The sequence below is a fragment of the Rhodococcus sp. SORGH_AS_0301 genome, assembly GCF_030818285.1.
Lineage (GTDB): Bacteria > Actinomycetota > Actinomycetes > Mycobacteriales > Mycobacteriaceae > Rhodococcoides.
Genome location: NZ_JAUTAC010000002.1, coordinates 1,771,648 through 1,784,903, shown reverse-complemented (window position 1 = coordinate 1,784,903; position 13,256 = coordinate 1,771,648). Strand labels below are relative to the sequence as shown.

Sequence of the window (13,256 nt, the reverse complement as noted above, 5' to 3'; positions counted from 1 at the left end):
CAACTACGCAGCGTAGGAGATGCCGTCTACCATCGACGTGTGCTCTCCCGTGCGTACTTCTCCGTGGTCGACCGCCTCCCGGTCCCCTCCGTTCGCGTCCAGCGAATCATCGCGTTCGTCGTGATCCTGACGCAGGGCGGTATCTCGGTGACGGGCGCTGTGGTCCGGGTGACGGGCTCCGGGCTCGGGTGCCCCACGTGGCCGCAGTGTTTCCCCGGCAGCTTCACGCCCGTCGGCGTGTCCGAGGTGCCCGTCCTGCACCAGGCGGTCGAGTTCGGCAACCGCATGCTCACCTTCGCCGTGGTCCTCACCGCGGCTGCCATCGTCCTGGCGGTGACACGGGCACGGCGCCGCCGCGAGGTGGTCGTCTACGCGTGGCTCATGCCTGCGGGCACGGTGCTGCAGGCCGGCGTCGGCGGCATCACGGTGCTCACCGGGCTGCTGTGGTGGACCGTGGCGGTGCACCTCGTGATCTCGATGCTGATGGTCTGGCTCGCGACGTTGCTGTTCCACAAGATCGGTGAGAAGGACGAGGGCGTCTCGGTACCCGCCGTGCCCGCGCCGCTGCGGTGGTTGACCGTGCTGTCTGCGGTCCTTCTCGCCGGAGTTCTGGTGGCGGGCACCATGGTCACCGGCGCGGGTCCGCATGCCGGTGACGCGGACGTGGCTCGGCTCGAGGTGGAGATCGTCACGCTGGTGCACCTGCACGCCGAACTTCTGGTGGGGTACCTGGCGCTGCTGGTGGGGCTCACGTTCGCCGTCTACGCCGTCAGTCCGTCCGGAGCCTCGGCCATCAAGAAGCGTCTGCAGGTGGTCATCGCGATCGTCGTCGCCCAGGCGTGCGTCGGCATCGTCCAGTACTTCACCGACGTCCCTGCGGCCCTCGTGGCCGTCCACGTCGCCGGTGCTGCCACGGCCACGGCCGCCACGGCCGCTCTCTGGGTGTCTCTGCGGGAGCGGGAGACCGTGCCGGCAGCCGAGGACACCGACGTGACCTCGCCTCGGCTGGCCCGCGCGGACTGATCGGACGCGGTCAGAGACCGTTGCGCGCCTTCGGGAAACGCGACTGACGCGCCACCCATCCCGCCATCTGCGCGAAGTGACCCTTGCGCGGGGTGACGATGCTCGTCAGCTCGCGGTCCCAGTCACCGAGGGTCACGGAGTCGAGCGAGTCCACCACCGCGTGCGCGATGCGGAGATTGCCGGCGACCCGGTCCCCCAGGATCCCGTCGGCACCGACCAGGGTCATGCGGACACCGGCGCGGCCGAGCGGCTGCAACACCACCGTCGCGGACCCGCCGTGCGCTGCGACGAACGACTCGATCGAGGACACCAGGTTCGACGGCGGGGCCGCCGTCTCGGTGCTCTGCCCGGAGTCACCCTTGGGTGCGTTCTCGATGCTCTCGGTGCTCATGACCGTGAGAATACCCGGTCCGTCCCACGCGTCCCTACTGGCCGGTAACTCAGCGGTGGGTCCGTCCCGCCCCCGCTGTCGCGGGCGCGGTGGCAGACTTTTCCCATGCGCGCTGTACTCGTGACCAGAACCGGCGGACCCGACGTCCTCGACGTGACCGACGTCCCCGATCCGTTACCCGGCCCGGCCGATCTACTGGTCCGGGTCCAGGCCTCCGGGATCAACTACATCGACACGTACTTCCGCAGCGGGTCCTACCCGCGGGAGCTGCCGTACGTCCCGGGCGACGAGGGCACCGGCGTCGTCGAGCAGGTGGGCTCGGAGGTGTCCGGGTTCTCGGTCGGCGACCGCGTCGCATGGGCCGCAGCGCCCGGGAGCTACGCCGAACTCGTGCGGGTCCCGGCCGCCTCTGCCATCGCGGTGCCGGCGGGTGTGGATCCCCCTCAGGCGGCATCCGTGCTGCTCCAGGGCATGACGGCGCACTATCTGATCGAGTCGACGTACCCCGTGCGGTCCGGCGACGTGGTGCTGGTGCATGCCGGCGCGGGCGGAGTCGGGCTGATTCTCACGCAGCTCGTCACGGCGAAGGGCGCGACGGTGATCACCACCGTGTCCACCGACGAGAAGGAGGCGTTGTCGCGCGAAGCAGGCGCGACTCACGTTCTCCGCTACGACGACGACATCCCGTCACGCGTGCGCGACATCACCGACGGTGTCGGCGTCGCGGCGGTGTACGACGGCGTCGGTGCCTCGACGTTCGACGCGAGCCTCGAGAGCGTGCGCATCCGCGGGACAGTGGCCCTCTTCGGTGCCGCGAGCGGGCCGGTACCGCCGGTGGACCCGCAACGCCTCAACAAGGCCGGCTCGGTGTTCCTGACCCGCCCCACCCTCGCGCATCACATCCGCGACCGGGCAGAGCTGGAATGGCGCGGCGGAGACGTGGTGCGCGCGCTGGCGGACGGAACCCTGACGGTCCGAGTCGAGCATCGCTATCCGCTCGAGCAGGCCCGTCAAGCGCACATCGACCTGGAGAGCCGGCGGACGGCGGGATCGATCGTGCTGGAACCCTGACGCGGAGCGGGTGTCAGGAGAAGAAGTCGGAGACCGTGGACATCCCGAGCACGGAGTCGACGGCGAGACCGATGAAGACGACCGCGAGGTAGTTGTTCGACTGCAGGAACAGGCGCAGCGGCTTCACGGCCTCGCCGCGTCGCACGCCCGAGTAGAGCTGGTGCGCCATGAGGAGGAACCAGGCACCCGCCGCCAGGGCGACCGCGGCGTAGACGACACCGGCCGCCGGGATCAACGCAGCCGTGGCCGCAACCGTGGCCCAGGTGTAGAGGACGATCTGCCGGGTGACGACCTGTTCGGTGGCGACGACGGGCAGCATGGGCACACCCGCCGCCTTGTAGTCGTCCTTGTAGCGCATGGCCAGGGCCCATGTGTGGGGCGGAGTCCAGAAGAAGATGACGAGGAACAGGACGATCGCCTGCCACCCGACGGTCCCGGTCACGGCGGACCATCCGACGAGTGCGGGCATGCATCCCGCGGCACCGCCCCAGACCACGTTCTGCGAGGTCCGGCGCTTGAGCACCATCGTGTAGACGAGGACGTAGAACAGAATCGTCGCGACGACCAGGATCCCACTGAGGAGGTTCGCCGCCCACCAGAGCCAGAGGAAGGACCCGACTCCGAGGAGCGCGCCGAAGACGAAGGCGTGCGACGTCGGCACGGCCTCGCGGGCCAGGGGCCGCCGCGCGGTGCGCTTCATGACCTTGTCGATGTCCGCGTCGACGACGCAGTTCAGCGTGTTGGCGCTGGCGGCACCCATCCACCCGCCGAACAGCGTGGCGAACAGCAGCGGGAGGTTCACCGTGCCGCGGTCCGCGAGGAGCATCGTGGGGATGGTCGCGACCAGGAGGAGCTCGATCACGCGCGGTTTCGTCAGCGCGATGTAGGCGGCGGGTTTGGCCGTCAGCCGGCCGAGTCTCGACGTGGGAGCGGTCGACACGTCCCGGGTCGGACTGTCGGTGAACCCGTGTCCGCTCGGGCTCTGCCGCATACCCACTCGAATCTCCCTCTCGCACCGTCCGCTCCACCACCCGGCCCAGTTACCGAGCGGAATGGTGCTACTACAAGCGATGGTAGACGCCGCCTGTGTCATCACCCCAATCGGCGGGTAGTCGGATGGTTCGGGCGTCGTGTGACGGATCGGCGGCGGACCACCCGTCGCGGAACCAGCGAGGCGTCCCGGACGGAACTAGGCTCGACCGTGAACCGGGTATCCCCGACCGACCCGCCGGGGAACTAGGCTCATCACGCGCGGAGCGGCGACGAGTGCGCCGCGTCCGTGCACTACTGGCCACCCCCCACCCCGACAGTGTCAGGAGATCTCCACCCGTGTCGATCACAGACGACATCACCGTTCTCACCAGCGCTCACCATCCGAGCGACTGGACCGATCTGGACACACGGGCGGTGGACACTGTGCGTGTTCTCGCTGCCGACGCGGTGCAGAAGGTCGGCAACGGCCACCCCGGAACCGCCATGAGCCTCGCTCCCCTGGCGTACTCGCTCTTCCAGCGCACGATGCGCCACGATCCCACGGACACCACGTGGATCGGCCGCGATCGCTTCGTGCTCTCGTGCGGTCACTCGAGCCTCACGCTGTACATCCAGCTCTACCTGGGCGGCTTCGGCCTCGAGCTCGCCGATCTCGAGGCGCTGCGCACGTTCAAGTCGAAGACCCCCGGCCACCCGGAGTTCCGCCACACCAAGGGCGTCGAGATCACCACCGGCCCGCTCGGTCAGGGCCTGGCCTCGGCCGTCGGCATGGCCATGGCGTCGCGCCGTGAGCGTGGACTCTTCGATCCCGAGCCCGCATGGGGCGACAGCCCGTTCGATCACTACGTCTACGTCATCGCGTCCGACGGCGACATCGAGGAGGGCATCACCTCCGAGGCGTCCTCACTCGCCGGCACGCAGCAGCTCGGCAACCTGATCCTGTTCTACGACGACAACAAGATCTCCATCGAGCACTCCACCGACATCGCGCTGTCCGAGGACACCGCCAAGCGCTACGAGGCGTACGGCTGGCACGTGCAGGTCGTCGAGGGCGGCGAGAACGTCACCGCCATCGAGGAGGCGGTCGAGGCGGCCAAGGCCGTCACCGACAAGCCCTCGATCATCGTGCTGCGCACCATCATCGGCTTCCCGGCCCCCACGATGATGAACACCGGCGCCGTCCACGGTGCCGCTCTGGGTGACGACGAGGTCGCCGCCGTGAAGAAGGCGCTCGGCTTCGATCCCGAGAAGACGTTCGAGGTCACCGACGAGGTCATCGAGCACACCCGCGGCCTGCAGGCGCGTGGCCGCGCGGCGCACGAGGCGTGGAGCAAGGACTTCGACGCGTGGAGCGAGCGCGAGCCCGACCGTCGCCGCCTGCTGGACCGTCTGACCGAGGGCACGCTGCCCGACGGATGGACCGACGTCCTCCCCACCTGGGAGCCGGGCGGCAAGGCCATCGCGACGCGCGCCGCGTCCGGTGAGGTCCTCAGTGCCGTCGGCCCGGTCCTGCCGGAGCTGTGGGGCGGCTCCGCCGACCTCGCCGGCAGCAACAACACCACCATGAAGGGCGCCAAGTCCTTCGGCCCGACGTCGATCTCCACCGACGACTGGGACGCCGAGCCCTACGGCCGCACGCTGCACTTCGGTATCCGCGAGCACGCGATGGGCGCGATCCTGTCCGGCATCGTCATGCACGGACCGACGCGTGCGTACGGCGGCACCTTCATGCAGTTCAGTGACTACATGCGTCCCGCGGTGCGCCTCGCGTCCCTCATGGACATCGATCCCATCTACGTCTGGACCCACGACTCCGTCGGTCTCGGCGAGGACGGCCCGACGCACCAGCCGGTCGAACACCTCGCGGCGCTGCGCGCGATCCCGAACCTCTCGGTCGTGCGCCCCGGCGATGCGAACGAGACCGCCCACGCCTGGCGCGCGGTGCTCGCGCGCTCGTCGAGCAGCGGACCCGTCGGCCTCGCGCTCACCCGTCAGGGCATCCCGATTCTCGACGGCACCAGCTACGAGGGTGTCTCCAAGGGCGGGTACGTCCTGGTCGAGTCGTCCAAGGCCGCACCCGACGTGATCATCGTCGCGACCGGTTCCGAGGTGCAGTACGCCGTGGAGGCACAGAAGCTTCTCGAGGCGCAGGACATCGCGGCGCGCGTCGTCTCGATGCCGTGTGTCGAGTGGTTCGAGAGCCAGGACCAGAACTACCGCGACCAGGTCCTTCCGCCCACCGTGAAGGCCCGTGTCTCCATCGAGGCCGGCATCGCGATGCCCTGGTACAAGATCGTCGGCGGCTTCGGCGAGATCATCTCGCTCGAGCACTTCGGCGAGTCCGCGGACGCGGCGACGCTCTTCCGCGAGTACGGCTTCACGGCCGAGGCCGTCGTGGCCGCAGCTCAGCGCTCCATCACCAACGTGAAGGGATGACAGCATGACTCAGAACCAGAATCTCGCAGACCTGTCCGCCGCCGGAGTCTCGGTCTGGCTGGACGACCTCTCCCGTGACCGGATCTCCTCAGGCAACCTGAAGGACCTGATCGACTCCAAGTCGGTCGTCGGCGTCACCACGAACCCGTCGATCTTCCAGGCCGCCCTGTCGAAGGGCACCTCGTACGACGAGCAGGTGAACGAGCTCGCCGCTCGCGGTGCCGACGTCGATTCCGTCATCCGCACGGTCACCACCGACGACGTCCGCAATGCGTGCGACGTGCTCGCACCGGTGTACGAGGCGACCAACGGAGTCGACGGACGGGTGTCCATCGAGGTCGATCCCCGCCTGGCCCACGACACCGACAAGACGGTCGCGCAGGCGATCGAGCTGTGGAAGATCGTCGACCGGCCCAACGTCCTGATCAAGATCCCCGCCACCGAGGCCGGCATCCCCGCCATCGCCAAGGTCATCGGCGAGGGCATCAGCGTCAACGTCACGCTCATCTTCTCGGTCGAGCGCTACGAGGCCGTCATGAACGCCTACCTCGAGGGACTCGAGTCGGCGAAGGCCGCGGGCCATGACCTGTCGTCGATCCACTCGGTCGCGTCGTTCTTCGTCTCGCGCGTCGACACCGAGATCGACAAGCGTCTCGACGCCATCGGAACACCGGAGGCGACCGACCTGAAGGGCAAGGCCGCACTGGCCAACGCACGCCTCGCGTACGTCGCCTACCAGCAGGTCTTCGAGATCGGGTCGCGTTTCCAGGGCATGCTGACCGACAACGCCCGGCCGCAGCGCCCGCTCTGGGCCTCCACCGGAGTGAAGGACCCGACCCTGCCCGACACGCTGTACGTGTCCGAGCTGGTCGCCCCGAACACCGTCAACACCATGCCCGAGAAGACGATGGACGCCTTCGCCGACCACGGCGAGGTCACCGGCGACACCATCACGGGCAAGGGTCAGGAGTCGCAGGCCGTCTTCGACGCCATCAGTGCACTGGGTATCGACCTGACCGACGTCTTCCTCGTGCTCGAGAACGAGGGCGTCCAGAAGTTCGAGGCGTCGTGGGGCGAACTGCTCGATGCCACCTCCGAGCAACTCTCCGCCGCGTCGAAGAGCTGAACCGTGGCGACGGAGTCAGCCACACCCTGGGTGAATCCGCTCCGTGACAGCAGAGACAAGCGTCTCCCGAGGATCGCCGGGCCCTGCAGCCTGGTGATCTTCGGTGTCACCGGCGACCTGGCGCGCAAGAAGTTGATGCCGGCGGTGTACGACCTCGCGAACCGTGGGCTCCTGCCGCCCGGGTTCGCGCTGGTCGGGTTCGCCCGGCGTGAATGGTCGGATCAGGACTTCGGCACCATCGTCCACGACGCGGTCCGGGAGCACTCCCGGACGCCGTTCCGTGAGGACGTGTGGGAACGGTTGTCGGAAGGCATCCGCTTCGTGCAGGGGTCGTTCGACGACGCCTCGGCGTTCGATCAGCTCACGAGAACGCTCGCGGAACTCGACGTCGAGCGCGGAACCGGTGGGAACCACGCGTTCTACCTGTCCATCCCGCCGGGCGCGTTCCCGACGGTGCTCGAGCAGTTGTCGGCGTCCGGTCTCGCCACCGGGCCGGAGACCGAGGGCGAGGCGCCGCGGCACTGGCGTCGAGTGGTGATCGAGAAGCCCTTCGGCCACGATCTTGCGAGCGCGAAGGAGCTCAACGCGATCGTCAACCGGGTGTTCCCGGAGGATCGCGTCTTCCGCATCGACCACTACCTCGGCAAGGAGACGGTCCAGAACATCCTGGCGCTGCGCTTCGCCAACCAGCTGTTCGACCCGATCTGGAACGCCCACTACGTGGACCACGTGCAGATCACGATGGCCGAGGACATCGGCCTGGGGGGTCGAGCGGGGTACTACGACGGCATCGGCGCTGCGCGCGACGTGATCCAGAACCACCTGCTGCAGTTGCTCGCCATCACCGCGATGGAGGAGCCGGTCAGCTTCAGCCCCAGTGAGCTGCAGAGCGAGAAGATCAAGGTCCTCTCGTCGACGCGTCTGGCGGAGCCGTTCGCGCAGACCGCTGCCCGGGGGCAGTACACCTCGGGGTGGCAGGGCAGCCAGAAGGTGAAGGGGCTCAAGGAGGAGGAGGGGTTCGACGCGGAGTCGAACACCGAGACCTACGCGGCCATCACCCTCGAGGTGGACACCCGGCGGTGGGGCGGCGTGCCGTTCTACCTCCGCACGGGGAAGTCGCTCGGGCGGCGCGTGACCGAGATCGCGATGATCTTCAAACGCGCACCGCACCTGCCGTTCGACGCCACGATGACCGAGGAACTGGGCCAGAACGCACTCGTCATCCGCGTGCAGCCCGACGAGGGCGTCACGCTGCGCTTCGGATCGAAGGTGCCGGGGTCCAGCATGCAGGTGCGGGACGTCAGCATGGACTTCAGTTACGGCCAGGCCTTCACCGAGTCGTCGCCCGAGGCGTACGAGCGGCTCATCCTCGACGTGCTGCTCGGTGAGCCGTCGCTCTTCCCGGTCAATGCCGAGGTCGAGCTGTCGTGGAAGATCCTCGACCCCATCCTCGAGTACTGGGCGTCCGGAGGTGCGGCCGATCCGTACGAGGCCGGCACGTGGGGCCCCGACTCGGCCAACGAGATGATGCAGCGCACCGGACGCGAATGGAGAAGGCCGTGATCGTCGATCTGCCCGCCACCACCACCGGTGCCGTCTCGAAGAAGCTGGTGGAGCTCCGCGAATCGGGCGGCGCCGTCACGCTCGGTCGGGTGCTCACCCTGGTGGTCGTCATCCGTGATCCCGCGAAGTTCGAAGCCGCGATCGAGGCGGCCAACGAGGCCAGCCGGGAGCACCCGTGTCGTGTGATCGTGTTGGCCCGCGGTGATCGCGACGACGACGACGTGCTGGACGCGCAGATCCGCGTCGGCGGCGACGCGGGCGCGTCCGAGGTGGTCTTCCTGCGACTACGGGGCGAGCTGTCGGAACACGAGCAGAGCGTCGTTCTCCCCTTCCTGCTGCCCGACACCCCCGTGGTGGCCTGGTGGCCGAGCGGAGCACCGGCGGTCCCGAAAGAGGACCCGGTGGGCCGACTCGCCATCCGCCGGATCACCGACGCGACCAACTCACCCGACCCGCGCGCCGCCATCTCGTCGCGACTCGAGTCGTACGCCGAGGGCGATTCCGACCTCGCCTGGTCGCGCATCACCTATTGGCGTGCGCTGCTCACCACGGCACTCGACCAGCAGGCCGAGCCGGTGCGCTCGGTGACCGTGTCGGGTCTGCGCGAGGAGCCCGCACTGGACATCCTCGCCGGGTGGTTCGCCGCCCGCCTCGACGTCCCCGTGGTGCGCAAGGTCGGCGAACTGCGCGTGGAGATGGAGCTGGCCGACAGCACCGTGTCCATCAGCAGGCCGCAGACCGGCACCACGGCCACCCTCATCCGCACCGGACAACCGGACACGCTGGTCTCACTCGCCCGGCGAGAGACCCGCGACTGCCTCGCGGAGGAGCTGCGTCGACTCGACCGTGACGAGATCTACGAAGAGGCCCTCGCCGGCCTGACGAAGGTGACCTATGAGTGAGACACGACCGGAGATCCACTGTTCCGACGACACGGCGGCTCTCGCCCGCGCCGCAGCCGAGCGATTCGTGTCGGTGGTCGTCGACGCCCAGCGAGCACGCGGTACCGCATCCGTCGTGCTGACCGGTGGCGGCACCGGCGTCGCGACCCTGGCCGCTGTCCGCGACCTCGGCGGCGACATCGACTGGTCCGCCGTCGACGTCTTCTTCGGTGACGAACGCTTCCTCCCCGAGGGCGACCCGGAACGCAACTACGTGCAGGCCAGGGACGCCCTGCTCGATCACGTCGGCGTCGATCCCGACCGCGTGCACGTCATGGCCCCGTCCGACTCGCCGCTGGGCGACGACGTCGAGGCCGCGGCGGTGACCTACCTGCAGTCGGTGGCAGCTTTCGCACCGGAGGACGGACCCGCCTTCGACATCCACCTGCTCGGCATGGGCCCGGATTCTCACGTCAACTCCCTCTTCGCCCACGGTGACGCGGTGCAGGAGAAGTCACGCTGGGTCGTGGCCGTGACCGACTCCCCCAAGCCGCCTCCCGTGCGCATCACGCTGACGCTCCCGGCGGTGAACAGGTCTCGGCACGCGTGGTTCCTCGTCTCGGGCGAGGGCAAGGCCGATGCCGTCGCCGCCTGTGTCGGGGGCGCGGACCCGGTCGAGCATCCGGCCGCCGGCGCACACGGCCTCGAGTCGACCGTGTGGTTTCTGGACGCGGGGTCGGCGTCCCGCCTCTGAGCGACGGTCAGGCCGGCGGCCGTCCGGGCTGATCGTCCTTCGGTCGGACGGGTGTCGAGGCCTCTGGTCGACGCCGGGGCACTCCCCTGCGCCACGCGGATGCGGTTGCGGTGCAACGGTGTTGGTTCTGCGGAGTCATGACGGAGATCCTCCCGGCGTCGAATGGGTCTGTTCTGTTCGACGCCGGGAGGGTCCGCGCGGTTCCCTCTATCCGCTGTTGCGCAACGCGGTCGCGAGCCCGTTCATGGTCAGCAGGATGCCGCGCTTGACCTGCTCGCGATCGTCTCCCGCCCGCAGCTGTGCGAGTAGTTCCACCTGCAGGTGGTTCAGCGGCTCGAGGTACGGGAAGCGGTTGAACACCGACCGCGCCAGCGCCGGGTTGTCGTCGAGCAGCCCGTCGTGCCCGGTGATCTTCAGGTACATCGACACGGTCTTGGCATGCTCGGTCGAGATCATGTCGAACACGGTCTTGCGGAGCTGCTCGTCCGGCACCAGTTCGGAGTACCGGGCGGCGAGCCCCAGATCCGACTTGGCCATGACCTGCGCCATGTTGGACAGCACCGTCCGGAAGAACGGCCACCGCCGGTACAGATCGGTCAACGTGGCCAGCTTGTCCGCGTCGCCGCCGACCCAGTCCTCGAACGCGGTACCCACCCCGTACCAGCCGGGCAACATCACCCGCGACTGACTCCACGACATCACCCACGGGATCGCCCGCAGGTCGTACACCGAGTTGGTGGGCTTCCGCGACGCCGGCCGGCTGCCGATGTTGAGCTCCCCGATCTCGGCGACCGGTGTGGACATCCGGAAGTACTCGACGAAGCCCGGCGTCTCGTGGACCAGTGCCCCGTACGCGGCCTGGGCGCGTGCCGCCAGATCGTCGAGCAGCGCGTAGGCCGGCTCGGCGTCGTCCCCGAGCCCCTCGACGTCGAGCAACGTGCTCTCGATGGTCGCCGCCAACAGCGTCTCGAGGTTGCGGCGCGCCAGGCGGGGTTCCGCGTACTTCGCCGCGATCACCTCGCCCTGCTCGGTGATCCGCAGCGAGCCGGTGACCGCACCGGTCGGCTGCGCGAGGATGGCGTCGTAGCTCGGGCCACCGCCGCGGCCCACGGTGCCACCGCGGCCGTGGAACAGTCGTAGCCGGATCCCGGCGGCGCGTGCAGCCTCGACGAGGTCGAGTTCGGCACGGTAGAGCGCCCAGTTCGCGGCCAGGTACCCGCCGTCCTTGTTGGAGTCGGAGTACCCCAGCATGACTTCCTGGTTGTCCCCGCGGGACGTCACCAGCGCGCGGTAGACGGGGATGGACAACGTCGCGGTGAGGGTCGCCGCGCCCTGCTGGAGATCGTCGATCGTCTCGAACAGCGGCACCACACCGACGGGCGAGGACGGACCCGTCTCGGCGTCGCCGGGATCGAGGATGCCCGCCTCCTTGAGCAGCACCGCGGCCTCGAGCATGTCGCTGACCGAGGTGCACATGCTGATGATGTAGTTCGGCACCGCGCCGCCGCCGAACGTGCGCACGGCGTCCGCGGCGGACTCGACGATCGCCAGCTCCTTGGCCGTCTGCTCGCTGAACTCCGCGCGGGGCCCGATGAGGGGTCTCCGCGTCTCGAGCTCGGCGGAGAGGATCGCGACGCGCTCGTCCTCGGACAGTGACGCGTAGTCCGCGTGGACGCCCGCCCAGGCCAGCAACTCCGCCACGACCTGTTCGTGGATCTCGGAGTTCTGCCGCATGTCGAGCCCGGACAGGTGGAACCCGAAGGTCTCGAGCGCCTGCCGGAGCGTCGCGAGTCGGTCGTCGGCGATGACGCCGTTGGCCGTGCGCCGCAACGAGCGGTCCAGCAGGTCCAGATCGTCGAGCATCTCCTGCGGGGCGCCGTACGGCTCGAGTTCCGGCGAGTCGAGGGTGTTGTCCGGAACCACGTCCAGCATGCGGCGCGCCGTCGCCGACAGTCGCCCGCGGATACCGCGCACAGCTCGGCGGAAGGGCTCGTCCGCACGGAACGCCGACTCGTCCTTCGACGCATCGGCCAGGGCCTGCAGGTCCGCGTCCACGTCGATCAACCGAGCCGACATGGACAGCTCGTGCTCGAGACCGACGAGATCCGCGAGATACCGGGTGAACGCGACCTGCGCGGCACGGTTGGTCGCGCGGTGCACGATCTCCCCGGTGACGAAGGGGTTGCCGTCCCGGTCGCCGCCGATCCACGATCCGGGTCGCAGCATCGGCTGCGTCAGCAGGTCGGCATCCGGCCAACGGCTGCGGAGCGCTGCCCGCAGCTCGGTGTTGATGCGCGGGATCACGTCGAAGAGCGACATGTCGTAGTAGCGCAGACCCACCTCGATCTCGTCCTGGATCCGCAAGCGGGACAGCCGGATCAGCGCCGTCTGCCACAGTGCGAGGATCTGCCGCTCGATCTTCGCGTCGGTCTCCGCGATCTCGGTGTCGTCCAGTTCCGTGCGCTCACGGAAGCGCATCAGATCGGTGATGCGGCTCTGGATCTCCGACACGGTGCGGCGACGCGTCTCGGTGGGATGCGCGGTGATGACGGGCGACACCAGGGCGTCACGGAGCAGGTCCTCCACCGTGGCGGCGTCGAGGCGCGCCGCATCGAGCTTGCTGTAGGTGGAGGCGAGACTGCTGTCCTGGGGCGGCTCCCCGGCACGCACGTGCACGGCGCGGCGGCGCTCGCGGTGAATGTCCTCCGCCAGGTTGGCGAGAAGCGAGAAGTGACTGAACGCCCGGATCACCGGGATGGCACGCGTGATGTCGATGCCGTCGAAGAGCCGGGCGAGTTCGCCGCGATCGATCTCCGACCGCCGCACGCGGAACGACTCCACTCGGGCCTGCTCGACGAGGTCGAAGATCTCCTCGCCCTCGTGGTCCCGGACGACGGAACCGAGTATTCCACCGAGGAGCCGAATGTCCTCTCGCAGAGGTTCGGTGGCGGGCAGACCTGGATCCACGACTGTCATGTGGACAGTATCGTCGGCGCACCCCCGGACCGCAGCGCGGGG

The 13,256-nt window shown here is 68.8% G+C and carries 10 protein-coding genes; 7 read left to right on the top strand and 3 right to left on the bottom strand.

The annotated features are described in order from the left end of the window. Positions 1 to 39 precede the first annotated feature (39 nt). Positions 40 to 1,023, top strand: a complete 984-nt coding sequence (locus QE397_RS09055; RefSeq protein ID WP_307092935.1) for a heme A synthase — start codon at positions 40 to 42, stop codon at positions 1,021 to 1,023. Positions 1,024 to 1,033: 10 nt separating this feature from the next. Here the strand turns inward: QE397_RS09055 and QE397_RS09050 are convergent, their stop codons facing one another. Beyond that, positions 1,034 to 1,414 carry a hypothetical protein gene (locus tag QE397_RS09050; protein WP_027505290.1) on the bottom strand — a complete coding sequence of 127 codons (381 nt, stop codon included), beginning with the start codon at positions 1,412 to 1,414 and terminating at the stop codon, positions 1,034 to 1,036. A 105-nt stretch (positions 1,415 to 1,519) separates the two neighbouring features. Here QE397_RS09050 and QE397_RS09045 point away from each other — a divergent pair, with 105 nt between their 5' ends. Beyond that, on the top strand, positions 1,520 to 2,485 hold the full coding sequence (locus tag QE397_RS09045) for a quinone oxidoreductase (protein ID WP_307092934.1): 966 nt from the start codon (positions 1,520 to 1,522) through the stop codon (positions 2,483 to 2,485). A 13-nt stretch (positions 2,486 to 2,498) separates the two neighbouring features. Here the strand turns inward: QE397_RS09045 and QE397_RS09040 are convergent, their stop codons facing one another. After that, entirely contained in the window at positions 2,499 to 3,476 is a 978-nt protein-coding gene (locus tag QE397_RS09040; protein ID WP_056444679.1) for a heme o synthase, read from the bottom strand. 338 nt (positions 3,477 to 3,814) lie between these two features. Here QE397_RS09040 and tkt point away from each other — a divergent pair, with 338 nt between their 5' ends. From tkt to pgl, 5 genes are read left to right on the top strand one after another with little or no spacing between them, the layout of a single operon-like run. Then, entirely contained in the window at positions 3,815 to 5,914 is a 2,100-nt protein-coding gene (gene tkt / locus QE397_RS09035) for a transketolase (protein ID WP_027505287.1), read from the top strand. Between the two features lie 4 nt (positions 5,915 to 5,918). Further along, positions 5,919 to 7,040 (top strand): transaldolase, encoded by a 1,122-nt coding sequence (gene tal, locus QE397_RS09030; protein WP_027505286.1) that lies wholly within the window; start codon positions 5,919 to 5,921, stop codon positions 7,038 to 7,040. Between the two features lie 3 nt (positions 7,041 to 7,043). Then, a complete protein-coding gene (zwf, locus tag QE397_RS09025; protein WP_307092932.1) occupies positions 7,044 to 8,603 on the top strand; it encodes a glucose-6-phosphate dehydrogenase in 1,560 nt (519 codons plus the stop codon). Then, on the top strand, positions 8,600 to 9,505 hold the full coding sequence (gene opcA, locus QE397_RS09020) for a glucose-6-phosphate dehydrogenase assembly protein OpcA (protein ID WP_200933809.1): 906 nt from the start codon (positions 8,600 to 8,602) through the stop codon (positions 9,503 to 9,505). Before zwf ends, opcA begins: the two co-directional genes overlap by 4 nt. Further along, positions 9,498 to 10,238 (top strand): 6-phosphogluconolactonase, encoded by a 741-nt coding sequence (gene pgl, locus QE397_RS09015; protein WP_307092930.1) that lies wholly within the window; start codon positions 9,498 to 9,500, stop codon positions 10,236 to 10,238. Before opcA ends, pgl begins: the two co-directional genes overlap by 8 nt. A 207-nt stretch (positions 10,239 to 10,445) precedes the next feature. Here the strand turns inward: pgl and ppc are convergent, their stop codons facing one another. After that, positions 10,446 to 13,214: a phosphoenolpyruvate carboxylase gene (gene ppc / locus QE397_RS09010; protein WP_056444689.1), complete on the bottom strand. Its 2,769-nt coding sequence runs from the start codon at positions 13,212 to 13,214 to the stop codon at positions 10,446 to 10,448. Between the last annotated feature and the right edge of the window lie 42 nt (positions 13,215 to 13,256).